This window comes from Streptomyces sp. NBC_00162 (genome assembly GCF_024611995.1).
Classification (GTDB): Bacteria; Actinomycetota; Actinomycetes; order Streptomycetales; family Streptomycetaceae; genus Streptomyces.
This window is the reverse complement of sequence record NZ_CP102509.1, coordinates 8,553,164-8,572,645: the sequence shown is the minus strand read 5'-3', so window position 1 is coordinate 8,572,645 and position 19,482 is coordinate 8,553,164. Positions and strand designations below refer to the sequence as shown.

Below are 19,482 nucleotides of genomic sequence, written 5' to 3'. Positions count from 1 at the left end.
GTGCTGGTCGGCGGTGGGTGAGGCGGGTGATCAGGCGTCGGATTTCGGGGAGGGTGAGGGGTATGAGCTGGGAGGATCCGTTTCTGCTTTCCCTGTGTTGGCCTCGCGGGCCTTCAGGACGGTGAGGCAGACGTGGGCGGCCATGGCGAGGGTGATGTGGCGGTGCCAGCCGGGATATCGGCGGACCTGGTAGTCGTCCAGGCCGCATTCCTGTTTCGCGGTCTGGAAGCATTCCTCGACCGCCCACCGGCTGCCCGCAACGTGAATGAGTTCGTCGAGGGTGGTCTCGGCGGGGCAGTAGGCGATGTAGAAGGAGATCTGGTCGGGCCGGCTCACGCTTCGGCGGGCGATGACCCAGTGCCGGCGGTCCTCGCGGTGCCAGGGCCGGACCTCCACGCGTGCCCAGTCGTAGACCCGCGGGCCGTGGGCGCCCATCCCGCAGGAACGACGCTTCCACTTCTGCCTCGCAAGGCCGTTGAACAGGTCGTGGACCGGGTGGTCCATGGCCCAGCGGGAGACGACAGTGTCGTGCCGGGTGGTGGCCATGACGTGGAAGACATCAGCCCGCTCCAACTCGGTCCGCCAGCCCTTGGAGAAGCCGTAGGCAGCGTCCGCGGTCACCCAGCGGAACGGGATCTTCTCCGCGATCGCCCGGCGGACCATCGCCTTGGCGATGACCACTTTCGTCTCGAAGGCGACCGTGTCCTCGATGCCCGCGGCCCGGCACCGTTCCCGGTCATCGGTCCACGACGTGGGCAGATACAAGCGGCGGTCGATCAGCGTGCGACCGCGTTCGCCGGCATAGGCGAGGAAGACACCGACCTGGCAGTTCTCCGTGCGGCCCGCCGTTCCCGAGTATTGGCGCTGGACGCCGGCCGAGCGGATGCCCTTCTTCAGGAAGCCGGTGTCGTCCACGATCAGGACCGCTTCGGGGTCACCGAGATGCTCGAAGACGTAGTCGCGGACGTCGTCGAGGACTTCATCAGCGTCCCAGTCGCACCGGTTCAGCAGCCGGTGCATGCGGTCCGGGCCCCCATGCCCAGCCTCTTCCGCGAGTGTCCAGCCGTTCTTCCGCTCCAGCGGAGATACCAGACCCCGCATATACGCCAGTGCCGACTCACGCGGCTCCGACCGGGCAAACCGGTGCACGAACCGCTCATGCACCTCACCCAGACCCGCCGCCCACGCCCTCACATCACCAAGTACCCCACCCATATCCAGACCAACGACCAACCTGGCCACCAGTCACACCAAACGCCGTTGCAGTACTAAGCGGGAAGACCTCATCGGACACTAAAGGGCAGCTGTAATGCTGCCCGATCCGCTGGCGAGCGTAAGGTCTCCCCGCTCCCAACACGATGCAGGCCACCGGCCAAACCCTCAGGGCAGACAGCGGCGTTGCACGAGGGCCCGCAACCCCTGGAGCTTCGGTTTCAGTTCGTCAGCGTCATGGTCGCAGGTCGTGTGGCGGTGCCTCCCACGTCACACGAGGGCGCAAGGACCTCTTGGTTCCCATGGCAATGGCTACTTGGTTCAGGAGCTTGGCAGCCGCCACAACGGTTCAGCTGCGCGGGCAGTGGCTGGCAAGTTGTTGCGGATCAGGTGATACAGGTTCTCGAAGTACACCTGTGGCCGCGTGATGTCGGCCATGTGCGCAGTTTCCCTTTGAGTTCGCTCCGCCTCGATGAACGGTGCAATGGACTCCCACATGTTGATCACCGACCCGCCCAGGTACCCAGAGACGGGACCCAAGTCCACCACTCCGTGTGCGACCAAGGCGCCCAGGTTGTCGTAGTACCAGGCCAAATCTCGCACCAGCTCTTGCTTGTCCTCGGGTAGGCCAGCCAGGCCGTCTGAAGGATCGCAGTGGGGTAGGTCCCTGAACACGAACAGCCGTGCTGTGGCCAGATGGTCACTGCGATGTTCGCGAAAGAGATCAACCAGCACCGGAAGGGTGTTTGCGTGGCGGGCCAGTCGCAACTGTCGTACGGATGCGGCCCCCGAGACCAGCAAGGCCAGACCAGATAACACCAGAGCAATGACGCCCATCCCGCCCCCACTCCCTCCGAGCGCTCAACGGCTCGGCAAAGCTCAGCCGCTACTTCCCGAGCGTGACTGACCCAGCAGCAGTCTGGCAACCAGTCTGCTGCCCCAGTGTCTTGGGTTTCAGTTCGTCAGCGTCATGCGCCAGAAGCGGGTGACCGTCTCCCGATAGCCCTGATGGGAAGGGTTCCGGCCGACGTGGTTCGGGGTGCCCGCGTTGGTCGGGTGCGGCGTTGTCAGTGGGGGCGTGATGGTCGGCGGATTCCAACGATGACGGCCGACGGAAGCCCGTCGGCCGCACACGGGGATGGAGGTCACTCCCGGCCCTGTCAGGACCGGGGCAGTGGCAGGCCGGGCATCTGCGGGTGCCGCAGATGCTGCCCGCCGTCGTCGACGTGCAGGGTGAAGGTCTCCGGGCCGGGCTGGTCGGCCGCGTCGTAGGCATCCAGGACACGCTCGATGCGCTCCCACAGCTTCACCGGTCCGCCCTCGCACACCTGCCAACCCCCTCGCGAGGGGTGAGGGTGGCAGCGGAGCCGGTGACAACGTCGACAAGGCGCACCGCATCGCCCACGGTCGTCATCTGTGCGTCCGGGGCCGCGCTTTGGGCGAGGAATCGCAGGTGGAACGCCTCCTCGGTGGCGTCGCTGATCCGCTCCGGGCTGTGCGGGGTAGTCCGGGGCTCAGAAAGGCCCGCGGCCCAGTGGGCGGGGTTGCCGAACGTCGGCGCCGCGTGGGTGCGCGCCGACATGAACGACACCGTTCCGGGAAGCAGCTGGCCCTCGGCGGTGCCGTCGGCGCCGACGGTCAGGAGGACGCGGGCGTATCCGTAGAGCCAGCCCGAGAGGGTCAGAAGGATCTTCCCGCCAGGCCGGGTCTGCGCGAGCAGGGCAGGGGGCACCGCGCGGAACGAGCAGGCGGCCACGATCCGGTCGAAGCGGGCTTCGGGCCAGTACCCGTACAGGCCGTCCGCCACAGCGAGGGTGGGGCTGTAGCCCAGGCCGTACAGCGCGTCTGCTGCCTGGCTGAGCCGGTGCGGGTCGACCTCGATGCTGGTGACGCCGGCGGATCCGAGGCGTTCGCAGGCGAGCGCGGTGGAGTAGCCGGTCCCGGTGCCGATCTCCAGGAGCGTGTGGCCGTCCTGCACGTCGGCGTCCGCCCACATCTGTAAGACGAGCGACGGGAGTGTGGAGGACGAAGTCGGGGCTCCGCCGTGACGTACGGCGGGGCGCTTCCAGTCGGGTTCGTCGCTGTCGAACTGCGTGATCAGAGTCGTGTCGGAGTACGCGGCGGCCAGCCACCGGCCGTTGTCGAGTTCGGCGGTGACTGGCTCCCAGACGGTCAGGCCCTGGCCGTCGCGTTCGTCGGCGGGCAGGTAGAAGCCGGGCACGAACCGGTGCCGCGGCACCTGCTCCACCGCCTGGCGCCAGGCCGGGTCAGCGAGGGCTCCGTCCTCGGCGAGGGCCTTCGCCATCGTCTTCCGCAGTTGCGTGGCATCGGTCTCAAGGTCGGCGGGCATCGTCATTTGGTGCCGCGTCCTTCCTGGGTGAGGATGTCGGCGAACGCCTCGGTGATGGCCGGCGCGTCCGGGAGCCAGCCCCACTGTCCGTTCGGATTGCACTCGATGGCTGTCCAGTGCTCGGCGGCGCTCCCGTCGCCGGTGAGGGCGAAGTCGAAGCAGCCGAAGACCAGCCCGAACGATGCCAGGTAGTTGTGTGCCGCGGCGGTGATGGCCTCCGGCACGTCAATGGGGGTGTGTACCAGTTCGTTCCAGTCGCCGCGGCGCCAGTCCAGCGCACGGTCTGGCGCCTCGATACGGCTGGCGAAGACGCGCGTCCCGACCACGGTCATCCGTACGTCGCCGGTCTTGGGCACCTCGGCCTGGAACAGATGGGTCATCACCGTCAGGGAGTCGTCGAAGGTGCCCGCGTCGACGCGCTGGGCCCAGATCGCTCCGGTGTGCCCGTCCTCGCCCTGGGGCAGGCCGCGGAACGGCTTGTAGATGATCGGTCCGTGCTCGGCGGCGAACTTGGCGGCCTGCTCGCGGTCGTTGGTGACGAGCGTCGCAGGGATCGTCAGACCGAGCTCCGTGAACTGCTTCAGCTGGGCGGGCTTGAATTCGGCCCGGGCGACGGCGAGGGGATGGTTGACGTACAAGGCGCCGTTCAGGCTGTGCAGGATGCCGCCGAGCCCGTGGCGGGCCTCGGCGACGCAGAAGTCCCGCTGTTGGGCGGGTAGCTGCCCGTACCGGGCGGCGTACGGGGTGGGGCGGCGGTAGTACACCGCCGCCACCTCCCCTAACTCCACCTCCCGGCTGCCGGTGACCAGCCGTCCGCCCCACGCGGGCGTCCCTGTCTCGATGCGGGCCGCGAAGGTCAGGGCGGTCCCGATGTCGGCGGGGTCGACGCGTACGACGGGCACCTCACGCTCGTTGAGTACGGAGATCACCAGGTCCGCGGTGACGTCCTCCAGCGCGGTGACGACCAGGATGGTGGAGGTCATCGCTCAGTCCGAGCTGTAGTCGGGGGTGGAGTCGTCTGCGGTCTGCGGCTGCGGGCTGGCTCCGTCACCGCCGCCGGACATCGACGACGTCGGATTGGTCTGGTTGGTGCCGTGCTGGCCCATATCCACCACCTGGCCAGCGGTGTCGGTGTAGCGGGCCTTCTGCGTGGACGCGTCCAGGGTCACCGCCGCGTAGGACGGCGGGCTGATGGGCAGCCGGTCAGAGACCAGCCGCATCGCCCATGGAGCCTGGGGTGCAAGCGTTGCCATGCGCATTCCCTTCCCCTGTACTTCGAGCGGTAGCCGGTCGGCTGCCGCATTGAGAAGAATCGGCCCACCACGCAGGCCCGCACCAGTAACGTAGGGGTCGCGAACCGTGGCGGAAATGCCACGCTCCGTACATGCAGGCGGGGAGGGTGAGGCAGCGATGTCCAGCAGATCCGGCAACCCGCACCTGACGCTGTGGATCGCGGCGACGGGCCTGTCCCATGGGGAGATCGCCCGGCGGATCGCCGCAGCGGCCAAAGTCAGAGGTCACCGCCAGATCGCCCCGGACACGACCCGAATCCGGCGCTGGATCGACGGCGAACGGCCCCGCCCACCGGTGCCCGCCCTGCTCGCGGAAGTCCTCTCCGAGGCGGTAAGCCAGCACCTCACTCCCGGTGATCTCGGCCTGACCGCCGCCGGACCCGTGCTGGATAGCATCCAGCTCCCGCTGCTGACCGAGGCAGCCGCCCAGACCCTGGCCGGATGGACGCAGATGGACCTGTTCATGAACCGCCGCGACACCCTCAGACTCGCCATCGGCGCGCCGCTGATCCTCGCCGCCGAACGGATGCTCGGCGGCACCGCCCACGCCCTGAACAACGACCGCAAGGGCTTCGACACCGACACCGTCACCGCCCTCGAAGAGGTCACCGCCTTCTTCGCCAAAGCTGACGCGTCCAAGGGCGGCGGCCTGTACCGCTCGGCGATCGTCGCCCAGCTCGCCGAAGTCGCACGCCGCGTTCAGGACGGGGTGCCCCGGAGTCTGCGGACCCGGGTGTTCGCCGCAACCGCCGACCTGGCGGCGCTCGCCGGGTGGGTGAGCCACGACAGCGGCCGGTACCCGACCGCGCAGCGGTACTGGAGCTACGGGATCTACGCGGCCGGGGAGGCGGGACAGCCGGATCGCGGGGTGGAAATCGTCACCCGCATGTCGCACCAGATGATCTACCTCGGGCGTCCGGACGACGCCCTCGGTCTTCTCGGCGTTGCCGCGACGAAGGCGAAGTTGCCCGTGACCCGGGCGCTCGTCGCCTCCCAGACCGGGCGAGTGCACGCGGCCCTCGGCGACGCGCGCCAGGCGGACAGGCACCTTGGTGACGCTGACGGGTTCCTGGGGGCCGGCCTCGGCGACGACGTCCCCGCGTGGGTGGGCTACTTCGACGCCGCTGAGCACGCCGGCGCTCGCGCGGTCTCCGCCCGTGACCTCGCCGGACTCGGCCGTGGCCGCCGGTACGCGAGCATCCACTTCAAGGACGCCCTCGCACTGCGCAAGCCCGGCTTCGACCGGGTACGCGTCATGGACCGCATCGGGCTTGCCGCCGCCCTCTTCGACGAGGGCGAGGCCGAAGCCGGGGCCGAGGCCGCCCAGCAGGCGCTCGATGACGCGGCCCGCGTCGACTCCGCCCTCGTGACCTCCCGGCTCAACACGCTGTTGCACGCGGCCCGCCCGTACGAGACCAGCGCCGTGGACGACGTACGGAACCGTGCCAGGGATCTCGCCGCCGCGCGTCCGACCGCTGTCGCGGCCTGAGAACATCGAGCACATGGCCAAGCACCGCCGACCGGGACCACCCAACCAGCCCTCCCGCGCCGTCCCCCGCGTCGATGCCGACAACCCACTCGCCGCGTACAACAAGCGGCGCCGCCCGCCGATGGACATCTACCGGCGTCACCGGCCCGTGCACGGCGGCGCCGGCCACCTCCGCCCCGACGAGCCTCGCGTCCTGGAAGAGTGGGACGGCTTCGCGTACCAAGTGTCCGGCACCGCCCCCAGCCTCGCGGCGGCCCGGGAGTGGGTGAACGAACTCCAGATCGACAAGGGCCCGGCCACGTGATGATCCGTGGTGAAGACCATCACGCTGCCTCATACCGCCGGTGATTTACTGAACATCAGCCGCCCGGGGACCGGCCGAGGGTGGCACCGTAAGGGATAGGGCACCGGCCAACAGGCCGCAGCAGGCCGGAGCGGGCGGTGTGGCTTTATAGACGACAAGTGGTCACTGGCGCAGCCACCTGGACGAGCTTCGCCGACAAGGAGCAGAAGTTCCCACGGCGCGCTATCGTCAACCAGCTCCTGGGCTTCGCCCGGTCACGGACTGCTCAAGCGAACCGGGACTTCGACCTCGCCCGAGCGAAACGGCGTCTGAACGAAGCCGAGGCCGTCGACCGCGACGTCGCAGCAAGGACGTAGGGACCGCCGTACAGAGGTGGTTCGAGGTGCTCCCGCGGCTGCGGCCGACTGTAGCGAGAGGGCCTGCCACATCGATCTCACCAGCACCTCACCACGCAGCCCTCCCCTAAAACCTTCCCCCTTCGTTTCCCTCTGATCCCTTACCTCCACCCGGCCCTCTCCCCTTCCCCCTCTCCCCGGTTCCGTTCCCTCCCCCGTCTCTCCTCCGACTCTCACCCCGTCCCTTCCCTTCAGCCCCCACACCTCCTGCAACCCGCTCCCTCCCACACCTGTTCTCCTCTCCCCTACCCCCTCCTACCTATAAGTCCGGCTAGTCACCAGCTGCATTTTGGGGTCTGACCAGGTGAAATGCAGCGAGCCCGCGGAAACCGCCTACCCCTTTGCCTACCCCCATGTTTCACCCCACGCCTGCCCCCTTGATTACCCCGTTGTGTACCCCCGTGGTGCACGCCTGCCCGAGCCCCCGGAGGCACTCCCGGCGTGGCCCGCCGGATCCCCTGTCTACGACCGGCGCCACACCGTTGCCCGCCGCACAGACCGGCTGCGGCCCGCCGCACCATAGGTCACAGCGCGCTCAACCAGCTGAACCATGTCCGGGGCCAAAGCGTGGGATGTCCTCGGGAGCGTGTCTGAAAGATCGTGTAAGTCCGTGATGTGACAGCCTGGCCCGCGGCTCGGCCTCGGGCCCTTGGGCCGGGCGGATCGGACGAGTCATGGCGGACAAAGACGAAGCGGCCGCGTCCGTGGCCGGCGACAAGACGGTCGATGAGGTCGTCCAGCGGTTGCTGGACAAGGCTGATGCCTCCGGGGCGGCCCTGCTGGGTGAGGGCGGGCTGCTGACGGAGGTCACCAAGGCTGTTCTGGAGCGTGCTCTGGAAGCCGAGATGAGTGAACATCTCGGCTACGAGCGTGGAGATTCCGCAGGTCACGGGTCGGGGAACTCGCGCAACGGGACGTCATCCAAGACGGTCCTGACCGATGCCGGCGCGGTCACTTTGGCGGTGCCCAGGGACCGCAATGGCGAGTTCGAACCGCGGCTGGTCCCGAAGAACGCCCGCCGGCTGGCGGGGTTCAACGACCGGATCCTCTCGCTCTACGCCCGCGGGATGAGCGTGCGGGACATCCGCTCCCACCTAGCGCAGATCTACGGGGTCGAGGTCAGTCCCGATCTGATCAGCAAGGTCACCGATGCCGTGATCGACGAGCTCGTGACCTGGCAGAACCGGCCCCTGGATGCGGTCTGGCCGATCGTCTACATCGACGCTTTGTGGGTGAAGATCCGGTCCGGTTCAGTGACCTCGAAGCCCGTCTATCTGGCCGTCGGCGTGGACATGGACGGCCGCAAGGACGTCCTCGGTCTGTGGGTCGGAGCCGAGGGCGAAGGCGCCACCACCTGGATGGCAGTCCTGTCGGAGCTGCGGAACCGGGGCATCGAGGATGTCTGCATCGTGGTCTGTGACGGGTTGAAGGGCCTGCCTGACGCGGTCACCGCGACCTGGCCCAAGGCCACCGTCCAGACGTGCGTGATCCACCTGACGAGAGCCTCGCTCAGGCTGTCGTCGTCGCGGGACCACCCGAAGCTGGTGCCGGCCCTGAAGGCGATCTACACGGCACCGACCGAGCAGGCCGCCGAGCAGGCCCTCGATCTGTTCGCAGCCTCTGACCTGGGCGAGCGCTACCCGGCCATCGTGCGGACGTGGCGATCTGCCTGGCCGGAGTTCACGCCCTACCTGGCGTTCCCGCCGGCCATAAGGACGGTGGTCTACTCCACGAACATGGTCGAATCCATGAACGCCCGCCTCCGCAAAGCCACCCGCAACCGCGGCCACTTCCCCTCGGAACAAGCCGCGTTGAAGGTCCTCTACCTCGCGGTCCGCGAACAGATCAACCCCAAAGCGCGCGACGCGAACCACGTCGCCGCACACTGGAAAGAGGCACTGAACCAGTTCTCACTCTTCTTCGAGGACCGGCTCAGCATCCAATGACACCAACCGACTTACACAAAATCGCTGACACGCCCGTCCTCGGCCGTGACGTCGGCGCGCAGGCATGCATAGCGGACGGGGTGGCGCCAGATGCTGCCGCGGTCCACGGCCGTGTCGCCGCTCACCTCGGCAACCAGGTCAGGGCGCAGCAGGGTGACGTCCATGACGTCGCAGCCCTGCCAGGTCGAGGTGAAGCGGCGTCCCTGGCAGGGTGTCCGGGTTCGGCGGGGGTTACTGAGGTTTTCGGGTTGTCGTCGGGTAGTGACGGTTGATGATCCCTGCGGTATGCCGGTGAGGTGAGGTATCCAGAGGGCGGGGGCCTGACCGCTGAGCGTCGGGCGTTTCGTGAGGGGATCCGGCTTCAGGCCGGCGTGCGGTTCGCGGCGGGTGAGAAGACCGCGGTCATCGCGAAGGACCTGCGGGTGAGTGTGCGGTCCGTGGAACGCTGGCGCCGTGCCTGGCGCGAGCGCGGCATGGATGCCTTGCGCTCGACGGGTCCGGCGAACGCCCCGACCGTCACCGATGAACAGTTCGCTGTGCTCGAGGAGGAACTCGGCAAGGGGCCGTCGGCACACGGCTTCGAAGACGAACGCTGGACCCTGGCCCGGGTCCAGACCCTGATCCGTCGGCATCTTCGGGTGAGCCTGTCGGTGGCGACGGTGTGGCGGCTGCTGAGACGGCACGGCTGGTCCTGGCAGGCGCCCGCCCGCAGAGCCCTCGAGCGTGACGAGCACGCGGTGGAGCTGTGGAAGAAGGAGGTGTGGCCGGGGGTAAAAGCCTCGCGGCGGCGTCCGGTGCCTGGATCGTCTTCGAGGACGAAGCCGGCTTCTCGATGACTCCGCCCCGTGCCCGCACCTGGGGCCGGCGCGGACAGACCCCTGTCATCCGTGTGCGCGGCAGGTCCCGCCGCCGGACCTCGGTCGCCGCGCTGTGCTGCTACAAACCCGGTGAACACAGCCGTCTCATCCACCGGCCCCGCACTCATCTCCTGCTCAAGGGTGCACGCAAGAGCTTCTCCTGGAAGGACTACCGCGACCTGCTGGTGCGGGCTCACATCCAGCTCGGCGGCCCGATCGTGGTGGTCTGGGACAATCTCAACACCCACCTGGCCGCGGGGCTGAAACATTACGAGGCCGAGCACGACTGGCTCACCACCGTCCGGCTCCCGCCCTATGCACCCGACCTGAACCCCGTCGAGGCCGTCTGGTCACTCGTGCGCAGAGCGATGGCCAACACCGCCTTCGCCACACCCGACGACCTCGACCGCACACTCCGCCGCGAGTTACACAGAATCCAACTCCGACCCCACTTGGTCGACGGCTGCCTCACGGCCACACATCTGGCCATCGACCCACCGACCCCACCCTGAAAACCTCAGTAGGTGTGGGGCGAGGATGCGGGCGGCGTCGGTGTTCAGGGGTGTGGTGCGGCCGGTATAGCGGAGGCGGCTGCGGTCGTCGTAGCGGCCCAGGAGTTGTGGGCAGGCTAGGGTGCCGGTGAGTACGCCGATGACGGCCTCGCTCGTATCGCGGCGGCGGACCTTGACCTACCCGCGCCGCCCAAACCGGTAGCGGTCGGACCGTCCTTGGCAACGACGCCCCCGATAGGGGATTGCGCACCGGGGCGGTGCCGGGCGGCGATCCATTTACACGGCCGCTGCCTCAGCCGGGCAGCCTGGTGCCCGTGGGCGCGCTCGGCCTTCTGGCCCTTGCGTCATGGGGGTGAGAGCAGGGTTCAATTGCCTTTGCTGGGCAGGCGGTACTCGTACTTGCGGGGTCGGAGGTCTTCTTCGAGGGGGACCCAGTCGGGGTAGTGCGATACCTCGCCTTCGCTGGCTGTGTAGGGGTCGGTGCGGGTGTCGACGCGGATGTCGCTGACGACGTAGAGGTCGACGGTGTTGGCGTCGTCCCGGGCGTGGAGGACCTCGTTGATGGTGAGTTCGACGCTGGTGGGTGCGCCGGTGGTGCCCTTGACTTCGACGTGGCGCACTTTTGCGCCGCGGGTGCAGTGCAGGTCGTAGGGCTTGCCCAGGCGCGTCACCGTCCAGCCCTCGCTCTCGTAGTGCGCGATGGCCCTGTCTTCAGCATGGGTCTCGATGGCCTTGCGCTTCTTGGGGTCGGAAATGTAGCCGGCGCCTCGGCGGCGGCGTACAGGTCTCTTGGGGGCCTCGATCTGGTCGGCGGTGAAGCCGGGTGACTTGTCGAGGGGGATGCGCTCGGGGTTGTCGGCGTGAACGGGGATGCCTGCGAGGTCGAGGAGGGGTAGGGCGGGCATCTGGATGAGCTTGCCCATGCCGCGGTCGGTGCCGGAGCGGCGGATCGCGTCGCTGCCGGCTTCGGTGAGCGGTCCGTTGGGGCCGAGGGGGACGTCGCGGAGTATGGCCAGGGGCTCGATGCCGATCCGCCATGGGTACTTGACCCGGTTCTCGGCTTCCTCGTCGGGCCAGTGAGGGGCGAGGCCTTCGTAGAAGCTGCTGCGGACTTCGAAGAGGTAGAGGGTGGCGGTGTCGGCCAGCCAGGCGTCGAGCTGGACGCGGGGGAGGCTCCGGTGGCCAGGACCGCGAACCGGGGTGCGGCGTCCTTGTATTCGGGCTTGGTGTCGGGGAATCCCCAGGTCTGAGTCTCGATTCCGTGTTCGAGGTTGCGCTGGGCTTCGGTGCTCTGGCCGACGTGGACCATCAGGAAGGAGGAGTTCACGAGCGTCATGCAGGCCACTATAAGCATGCCCCTACGCAGGGGTCGATAATTCTCTGACTTGTGGTTAGGTTGGCGGATGCCAGAAACCACGAGGGCCTGGTGCGGGGGTGGTTGGGAAACGGGGGCAGTGATGTCAGAGTTCGTGACGGCAGCGGCGGGCCGGGCGGCGGAACCCGGTGGTCCGGGCAGGGTGGCGTGCGCGGCGGCGGGAACGGTGGCCGAACTCGCGGCCGCGGTGCGGGACCCCGCGTTCCTGGACGCGTGCGCGGCCCGGTACACGGATGCCGGGTTCGGCGTGCCCGGCGAGGGCGAGATGCGCAGCTGGCGGCGCTCGTGGCCGGCGCTGCTGGCGGCACTGGAGCGCGCCGGGTTGGGCGGCCTGCGGCTGTATCTGGAGTTCGGGACGCCGGGCGGGGGCAGGCGCCTGGACGCGCTTCTCGTGGGTACGGCGACCCGGGGCGGGCTCGGGCTGGTGGTGGTCGAACTGAAGCAGTGGCAGCGGGCCGAGCTCCTGGACGGGGGGCGGGTGCTGCGTTCCGACGGGGTGGTCACCGCTCATCCGGTCTACCAGGTGGCCGCCTACCGGGACTTCTTCACCCACTGGAGGCCTGAGGACACACCACGTCTGGACGTGCGGGCCTGCGTGGTGCTGCACAACGCCACCGCCGAGGAGGGGGCGGCCCTGCAAGTGAAGGACCCGTCCATGAGGGACATTCCCGTGCTCACCGGCGCGGACCTGGAGGCTGAACCGGCCGCCCTGGCCGGCCTCCTGCGCTGTGAGGACCTCACGACGCCCGCGCCCGGGGACACCGCGGCGTTCGAGGCGATCGTGTGGACGCCTTCCACCCGCCTGCTCAGCCAAGTCGGCCAGGCACTGCGGGGGCAGCGCACCTTCGCGCTCGTCGGGGACCAGCAGGACGCCTACCTGCGGATCCTGGCCGCCGTCACCCGGCACGCCGAAGAAGGCGGCAAGGGAGCGGTGATCACCGTGCGGGGAGGGCCGGGCAGCGGGAAGACGGCCCTGGGCGTGCGGCTCCTCGGTCATCTGATGCGCCGCCACCCGGACGCGCGACCACGCTTCATCACCCCCTCCGGCACCCTGCGCGCCCACCTCATCGAAGCCGCCGGCGACCAGGCGGCCCGAGAACTGTTCCTGGCCGCGTCCTCGATGAACGGGGCCTCCCGCGGAGCCGGCATCGTCATCCTCGACGAGGCGCAGCGCCTTCCCCACGGCGCCGCGTCAACGGAGTCGGACCTGGCCTCCCTCGTGCGGCAGGTGCCGCTCGTGGTGGTGTTCCTCGACGAGAAGCAAGTCATCCGCCCCGGCGAGGGGATCACCGTCGGGGAGATCGGCCGGCTCGCCCACCGGCTGGGCCGCCCGCATCACCCGCTCGAGCTCGAGGGCTCTTTCCGCTGCCGCGGCTCGAAGGCGTTCACCGACTGGGTCGAAGACCTCCTTTACAGCACCCCCGCCAGATGGGCCGGCCACGACGCCTACGACCTGGCCGTCAGCCCCGACCCCTTCACCCTGCAGGACTGGATCGAGCAGTCGAACACCGACGGGATCCTCGCCCGCACGAGCGCCGGGTTCTGCTGGCCCTGGACCCGCACCGCACGGCGCGGCGCTCTCCACCCCGACATCCGGATCAGCCACACCCATCCCGCCACCGGCCTGACCCGGACCTGGACCGCGGCCTGGAACGCCAGCGAAACCCTCACCGCCGGCGGCGACGTCATCGCCCCCCGCAGCCAGCTCTGGGCCACACACACCGGCGGACACCAGCAGATCGGCTGCGTCTACACCGCCCAAGGCATCGAATACCAGCACGCCGGCGTCATCATCGGCCCCGACCTCCAATGGGACAACGGCCGCTGGACCGCCCACCCCGGCCAGAGCCACGACCCCAGACTCCGCAGCCTCACCCCCGCCCAATACCTCCCCTACGCCCTCAACATCTACCGCGTCCTCCTCACCCGCGGCACCCACGCCACCCGCATCCACAGCACCCACCCCGAAACCCAAAACCACCTCACCCAACTCACACAGCACTGACCCCCACCACGGCCCCGGACGCCCCGTGGGTGCCGATGCGGGAGGTGGCGACCACCCGGTACGAGCGAGACGGCGGCCCGGGTGCGTGATGGGCTACCACCGCCCCTGAACGGAGGCGTCCGACTGACGTCGGCGGCCTGAGGTTGGCGTGAACGCTGGCGCCCCGACGGCCAAGTTGGCCGGGGACCGTAATGTCGGCGGCATGGGGTGGGTAGAGATCGAGTTCGAGGGCGACACGGCCGGCCAGTGCCGATGGTGCGAACGTCCGGTGAGACGCGAGAGCCGCTGGTATCGCCGTACTGCCGAACAAGTCACCGCCTGTCCCTCAAACCGCACTCGGCACGCGGGCGATCGCCCCGACACACCTCGATCGAATCGTTCCGCCGTGCAGCGAACTGCTGGGTGACCGCAGCTCCTCCGACTCGTGCATGACAGCCCGGATGCACTTCTTGGATCCGGGCAGGGCCTTCCAGTCGGGCCTGACTGAACTCTCCGCCCTTCACCGGTCAGCAGACCAAGCGGGTCGCGCAGCTGTCTCGCTGGCTGGCTGGTTGGTTGGTTGGTTGGTTCCAGGGAATCGGTCATGACCGATGACCGATAGAGGCCGGGCCGGTCATCGGTCACCGGGGCCAAAGGGTCAACTTGGCAATCGGCCATCGGTCAAAACACAGGTCAAAAGGCATTTGGCAGCCGCGACCGGTCACGGTCGACCAGGGGAACATGACGGCGGACCGTCGCCCTCGTCCTGTCACCCGTCGCTCAGGAACGCATGTCGGTAAGGCTTCTGACCAGGCATTGCTGGTGGAGAGCGAGTCGGCCGCCCATCGACCTGGGGTCACCGGGCATGGCTCACCAGTCACCAATCACCGGTCACCGGTGTCGGTCACCACTCACCACTCACCAGTGGCGGTCACCAGTGACCAGAGGCCGGCAGTCAGGATCAGCGGTCATCAGTGACCGGCCACGATGATGTGGTCAGCTTCAGACCGAGCGGAGGTGCGCGCGCCCCTGCTGCCGACGTTGCCCGGCAAGGTGCTTGCCTGCGTCGATCACGCGGCGCTGCCCGGTCTTCGGCGACACCCCCAAGCGGCGGGCAACCTCTGCCCCGGACAGCTTCACACCGGTTTCCTCTGCCTCGACCAGCCACCCAGCGACGGTGAGGATCTGCTGCTGGACGGGGTCCAGGTCGGGCTCCGCGGTCTGCTGCTGGGGTAGCCGAGCAGCTGCCGCGCCAATCTCGGTGGCAGTGGCCTCCCGATGCCCGGTCTCCGCTGCTGGTGCTGAGGCCGGATCGGTCAGCGCGACGAGGGGCGTCTGCTGGTGACTTCCTGCGGGCGAAAGTCGTTCATCTGGCGCCGCCGAGGGGGCTGGCACGTGAGCGGACGCAGGGCCCTTTGCGGCGGGTGCTCGGACGTCACTTCGGGCCGCCGCGGGCTCAAAGAAGGGGTGCGGACCGCTGCCCCCACCGTGACCGGTCACCAAATCCTCATCGGTCTGGACCGTCCGGCTGCCGGGGAACCCGGCCAGCAGTTCCTCCACCTCTGTCGCGGGCAGAGGCCCGCCCGACATCGGGTCCACCACTCCGTAGACCTCAGCCAGGTGCGAGACGAATGCTGCGGCGTCAGGGAACTCGCCGGTGCGCGCCGCGTAGGAGCGGTACGCCTCCCAGAGCTCCATCTCCGTCATCTGAGCCGGCCCGGCGGTCCAGGGAGCGATTGGCTGTGGCCCGCTCGCCGCCGGATCAGATCCAGGGCCGTAAGGGTGGGCGCGAGCGAACCCGACACGATCGGAAGCCGGTTCCAACGCGTGAGTGAGGCCCCCATCCGTACCCGCGGAGTCCGCTACAGCCGGCTCCCCCACCAGGCTGTAGGCGGCGACCGAAACGACCTGCGGTGTATCGGCCCGCTCCACCGTCAGGCGATCGGCAGTGTCCGGCGTCGGGGGCAGCAGCGCCGGGTCGATGCCCGCCGCCGCCAGCCCCTCCGGGGCCGTCTGGGACAGGGGCACGCCGATCCGGGCCAGCTTCAGCGGCATCAGGGCCTCCACCGGAGCCTTGCGCCGCCAGGAACGCCCGTACCGCGCCTGCAGCCGCGCCTGGTAGATCAGCCGGTCCTGCTCCATGCCGACCGCCTGCTCGTAGGAGCGCAGCTCCCACAGCTTCATCCGGCGCCACAGCTTGAAGGTCGGCACCGGGGACAGCAGCCACCGGGTGAGGCGCACGCCCTCCATGTGCCGGTCCGCGGTGATGTCCGCGATCCGGCCCACCGCGTGCCGGGCGGCCTCGACCGTCACCACGAACAGGATCGGGATCACGGCGTGCATGCCGACACCCAGCGGGTCCGGCCAGGCCGCGGCGCCGTTGAACGCGATCGTCGCGATCGTCAGCAGCCACGCCGTCTGGCGCAGCAGCGGGAAGGGGATCCGGATCCAGGTCAGCAGCAGGTCCAGCGCGAGCAGGACGCAGATGCCCGCGTCGATGCCGATCGGGAACACCAGCGAGAAGCTGCCGAAGCCTTTCTGCAGGGCGAGTGCCCGCACCGCGGAGTACGAGCCCGCGAAGCCGATGCCCGCGATGACGACGGCTCCGGCGACCACGACGCCGATGAGTATCCGGTGCGTACGAGTCAGCTGCATCGGGCGGCGGCACCTCCTAGTCAGGTCTAGCTCCTGATCACGATCACCGTCTCACGTGTGACGGGCAGTTGGACCAGATTCCGATGCCAGGGCGTCTTCTCGGACAGACGGGACGCCGCTGGGAAGCCTCACTGGACGTCTGCCAGATCAGGGGCATCACCGGGGCCTGGGCGAACTCGCCCGAGCCTTCCGCCGACCTCGTACGCAACCGCCACGGATGCTTTCTGCTCGAAGGGATCCGCCATGCCGAGCAAACGCCCCGCTACTGATCACCGGGCTTCGCTGACCTTCTCCGCCAGGATCCCGACGAAATCGGTCGGTGCGTCCCCCGCGAAGAACCACATCACCCGCGACGTCGTCGATTACCTCGGGGCGTCGGTGGCAGGTCGCCGACGGCATGAGATATCTCCCGGCACCGCCGTAAGGTACCCCGCACTCTGCTGGGAGGCCTGGAATCCGTGGAACTCGGATGCTCCGGTGGCTGTGTGACTTACGGCGCTTCGTCGCCTCCGAGGTAGTGAGCCCGTTTGTGATTCTGCTCAACCGTGAGGTACTTCCGCAGTCGGGAGCCCTGGGGGCACCAGATCTCGCGGGGGCATCGGTCGCAGATGGTGACGTGGCGTTGGTAGTTGGCGGCCGCGAGTCCCGGGGCATCGTGTTCCTGCTGCGCACGGGCGGTGTTCATCGGCCTGCATGTGTCGGGCTGTTCGGTCGGGGCGGCTTCATTCACCTGGGGTGAGTCAACTGCATCGGCCGCCTCATGGTGTAAGGCTTGGTGGAACCTGGTAGGGGCGTCACCTGACGCTCTCTGATCCGTCGCGTGACGCCCTGTGAGTTCGCCATGTGACGCTTTCTGAATCTCGATCGCTCCATCACAGAGGGCATCAGGTAACGCTTCCTGCTGATCCCTAGCGGCCTCATCAGGCGGGGGCACGTGGCGCCCTATGGCTTTGGCCCGCTTGTGACGCAGGCGTCGGTCGTGCTCTGAGCTGGACAGCACAAGAAGGGCCCGTTCCCAGTCGAGTCCCCTGCCAGTCCCCGTTTCGGCGCCGAGGGGGAATGTGCACGCGTAGGTCGCGGGCTTGGGGTTCCGCCCGCCGCGCGCGTTCGCCGTTTTCTTGATCAGTTGCATGGCCTCGGCAGCGATGAGCACCTTCTGAACGGTGTCCTTGCTGCATCGCCCCACGGCCATGAGCGTGTCGATCCCCAGGAAGGCATTCGTGCCGTCCTCGTTCGCAGCCTGACCCACGGCCTGGAGGATCGAGAAGAACGACGCGCCCAAAAACTTCCACTGGGACTGATCCCTGGCGGCTTTGGGGACGTGCTTGGCGGAGCGGATCAGGAACCAGCGCCAGGAGTGCGCGGGCGCCCAACCACGTTTGATGTCTCCTGACCCATCCTCGTTCTCACGGTCGATCATGTTGACAAGACTACAGGTTTTGTTTCCCTCAGAGCAACTTTTCGCATCTAACAGAAACCAGGATTCCGGTGGATTGACCCTGATGCCCGCGGCAGGAGCAACGATCGCTATGATGCCCACTATGGACAAGACGGCGAAACAGCAGGCCCTGGAGGCAGTGACCGAGCTGGAGCTCAGATTCATCGAAGCCGTAGAACATGGAAGGCTCCGCGCAGAACTGACCTACGAACAGCTGGGCAACTACATCGGCATGTCCAAGAGCCAGATCAGCAAGCGCCAGGACGGCCAGATCAAATACACCGTGCGCGAGATGTACTACATCGGCAAACTGCTCGGCATCGACCCCCTTGTCATGGCGGCAGGACTCGGCGCATGGCTCAACGACATCGACCCCAGACAAGTCCTGCACCGCCTGGAAGCCCCTACCTCCACCGAGACCCCGAAGTAACCACGGACGCCTCACACCTCCCCCACTGCACGGCACGTACTGCGCCTGATCGTCGAAGCCAACCAGTAACCCCCATCGCCTCATTCCATTCGCGGAACCGTAACTGGCGGGAGAGCACCCCTTGGCCGGCCTTTCACTGGTCACGCGGACCCGGCTGGCAGGGAAGACCCGGCCGGCGGCCCGATTCGTCGTCGAGTCGACAGCAGCCAGCAGGAAAGTCATCGCCGCCTACCACAGCCCGTACGCCGACCCGATAAAAACTGCAGCCAGGAGCTTCAGCAGCCAGGTCAGGTCTGTTAGGAGCCACCGCTCGGCGGCCTCCGGCCGCTCAAGGGTGGGCACCTCAGCGGTTACGCCAGTCTGGTGGAGCAGTGCGTTCTGCACGGAATTCGGCCTGACCCTGCCAGGAGGATATGCCGGACCGCTGAATCTTCCCGCCTCAATGAAGTCAGCCATCAGAGCATGCCCGGCTCCTGCATCAGCCAAGGCCCCCCACCCGCAGAGCTACCTCATACCCCACACTCAAGACACGCGGGTTGTACGGTCCCAGTGAGGCCATCATGGAAAGGACGCCCACAGCATGCCGCACCCCACCGACAGCACAACTCGCCCTGCCCTTCAGGGGCTCATCCTGGACTTTGCCGGGGTTCTCACGGCCGACCCGCGCCCTGTGCACCGGGAGTGGTGCGCAGCTCAGGGGCTCGACCCAGAAGCATGGCGGTCGACACTGAACGATCACCCCGAGGGGCGCCGGCTGTACACTGCCCTCGAAGTCGGGGAAATCGGACAGGCAGAGTGGAATACCCGCACGGCGCCGTTGATCGGCCCCGCTGTAGACCCGGCGAACCTGATGGGCCGGGCCTGGTCGGGGGTGCCGACCGCGCGCCGGATGGTCGCACTCGCGCAGGCCGCACGGGAGGCCGGCCTGCGTGCCGCACTGCTGTCCAACAGCTTCGGCATGGCCCCCACAACCCGTACGAACATACCGGGATCTGGGACCTGTTCGACGTCCACGTGATTTCCGAACAGGTCGGCATGGCCAAGCCCAACCCGGCCATCTACCAGCTCACCCTTGAACGGCTCGGCCTGCCCGGTGAGGCGTGCGTTTTCGCCGATGACCACCCGGTGAACCTCCCCCAGCCGCCGCCATCGGCATCACCACAGTCCTGGTGACCGATGAGGAGACTGCCGTCTCGGAGCTGGAATCCCTCCTTGGAGTGAGCGTTCCCCTCACCGTCTGAAC

At 68.1% G+C, this 19,482-nt stretch carries 15 protein-coding genes and 2 pseudogenes; 8 read left to right on the top strand and 9 right to left on the bottom strand.

Features of this window, described 5'->3' with window-relative positions; translation table 11 throughout:
* Positions 1–30: 30 nt before the first annotated feature.
* The 5 genes and pseudogenes from JIW86_RS39780 to JIW86_RS39760 form a co-directional block, all read right to left on the bottom strand.
* Positions 31–1,215, bottom strand: a complete 1,185-nt coding sequence (locus JIW86_RS39780; protein WP_257552446.1) for an IS701 family transposase — start codon at positions 1,213–1,215, stop codon at positions 31–33.
* Positions 1,216–1,533: 318 nt separating this feature from the next.
* On the bottom strand, positions 1,534–2,049 hold the full coding sequence (locus JIW86_RS39775) for a hypothetical protein (protein ID WP_257559137.1): 516 nt from the start codon (positions 2,047–2,049) through the stop codon (positions 1,534–1,536).
* 323 nt (positions 2,050–2,372) lie between these two features.
* Positions 2,373–3,568: pseudogene (gene tgmC, locus JIW86_RS39770) on the bottom strand (ATP-grasp peptide maturase system methyltransferase).
* Positions 3,565–4,545, bottom strand: a complete 981-nt coding sequence (gene tgmB, locus JIW86_RS39765) for an ATP-grasp ribosomal peptide maturase (RefSeq protein WP_257559136.1) — start codon at positions 4,543–4,545, stop codon at positions 3,565–3,567. Before tgmB ends, tgmC begins: the two are co-directional and overlap by 4 nt.
* 3 nt (positions 4,546–4,548) lie before the next feature.
* Positions 4,549–4,815, bottom strand: coding sequence for a putative ATP-grasp-modified RiPP (locus JIW86_RS39760; protein ID WP_257559135.1), 267 nt, complete (start codon positions 4,813–4,815; stop codon positions 4,549–4,551).
* A gap of 157 nt (positions 4,816–4,972) precedes the next feature.
* Between JIW86_RS39760 and JIW86_RS39755 the strand changes: the two genes are divergently transcribed.
* The 3 genes from JIW86_RS39755 (at position 4,973) to JIW86_RS39745 (ending at position 8,988) form a co-directional block, all read left to right on the top strand.
* The gene (locus JIW86_RS39755; protein WP_257559134.1) at positions 4,973–6,343 is read left to right on the top strand and encodes a Tat pathway signal protein; all 1,371 of its coding nucleotides are present in this window, start codon (positions 4,973–4,975) and stop codon (positions 6,341–6,343) included.
* A 13-nt stretch (positions 6,344–6,356) separates the two neighbouring features.
* Positions 6,357–6,647, top strand: a complete 291-nt coding sequence (locus JIW86_RS39750; RefSeq protein ID WP_257559133.1) for a DUF6087 family protein — start codon at positions 6,357–6,359, stop codon at positions 6,645–6,647.
* 1,069 nt (positions 6,648–7,716) lie between these two features.
* The gene (locus JIW86_RS39745) at positions 7,717–8,988 is read left to right on the top strand and encodes an IS256 family transposase (protein WP_257551921.1); all 1,272 of its coding nucleotides are present in this window, start codon (positions 7,717–7,719) and stop codon (positions 8,986–8,988) included.
* An 11-nt stretch (positions 8,989–8,999) separates the two neighbouring features.
* Here JIW86_RS39745 and JIW86_RS39740 read toward each other — a convergent pair whose 3' ends face one another.
* On the bottom strand, positions 9,000–9,152 hold the full coding sequence (locus tag JIW86_RS39740; protein WP_257559132.1) for an ATP-dependent DNA ligase: 153 nt from the start codon (positions 9,150–9,152) through the stop codon (positions 9,000–9,002).
* Between the two features lie 132 nt (positions 9,153–9,284).
* On the opposite strand from JIW86_RS39740, the gene JIW86_RS39735 reads away from it, so the two are divergent.
* Together JIW86_RS39735 and JIW86_RS39730 are read left to right on the top strand one after the other, a co-directional pair.
* Complete coding sequence (locus JIW86_RS39735; RefSeq protein WP_257552434.1) at positions 9,285–9,824, top strand: winged helix-turn-helix domain-containing protein; 540 nt, start codon at positions 9,285–9,287, stop codon at positions 9,822–9,824.
* Complete coding sequence (locus tag JIW86_RS39730) at positions 9,821–10,357, top strand: transposase (RefSeq protein ID WP_257559204.1); 537 nt, start codon at positions 9,821–9,823, stop codon at positions 10,355–10,357. Before JIW86_RS39735 ends, JIW86_RS39730 begins: the two co-directional genes overlap by 4 nt.
* A 365-nt stretch (positions 10,358–10,722) precedes the next feature.
* Here JIW86_RS39730 and JIW86_RS39725 read toward each other — a convergent pair whose 3' ends face one another.
* Positions 10,723–11,280: a DUF3883 domain-containing protein gene (locus tag JIW86_RS39725; protein WP_257559131.1), complete on the bottom strand. Its 558-nt coding sequence runs from the start codon at positions 11,278–11,280 to the stop codon at positions 10,723–10,725.
* 534 nt (positions 11,281–11,814) lie between these two features.
* Between JIW86_RS39725 and JIW86_RS39720 the strand changes: the two genes are divergently transcribed.
* Positions 11,815–13,737, top strand: coding sequence for a DUF2075 domain-containing protein (locus JIW86_RS39720; RefSeq protein WP_257559130.1), 1,923 nt, complete (start codon positions 11,815–11,817; stop codon positions 13,735–13,737).
* A gap of 981 nt (positions 13,738–14,718) precedes the next feature.
* On the opposite strand, the gene JIW86_RS39715 is transcribed toward JIW86_RS39720, so the two are convergent.
* Together JIW86_RS39715 and JIW86_RS39710 are read right to left on the bottom strand one after the other, a co-directional pair.
* Positions 14,719–16,371, bottom strand: a complete 1,653-nt coding sequence (locus tag JIW86_RS39715) for a DUF2637 domain-containing protein (RefSeq protein WP_257559129.1) — start codon at positions 16,369–16,371, stop codon at positions 14,719–14,721.
* A gap of 490 nt (positions 16,372–16,861) precedes the next feature.
* On the bottom strand, positions 16,862–17,791 hold the full coding sequence (locus JIW86_RS39710; protein WP_257559128.1) for a hypothetical protein: 930 nt from the start codon (positions 17,789–17,791) through the stop codon (positions 16,862–16,864).
* Between the two features lie 121 nt (positions 17,792–17,912).
* On the opposite strand from JIW86_RS39710, the gene JIW86_RS39705 reads away from it, so the two are divergent.
* Together JIW86_RS39705 and JIW86_RS39700 are read left to right on the top strand one after the other, a co-directional pair.
* Entirely contained in the window at positions 17,913–18,239 is a 327-nt protein-coding gene (locus JIW86_RS39705; RefSeq protein WP_257559127.1) for a hypothetical protein, read from the top strand.
* A gap of 580 nt (positions 18,240–18,819) precedes the next feature.
* A pseudogene (locus JIW86_RS39700) lies at positions 18,820–19,480 on the top strand (HAD-IA family hydrolase).
* Positions 19,481–19,482: the final 2 nt, after the last annotated feature.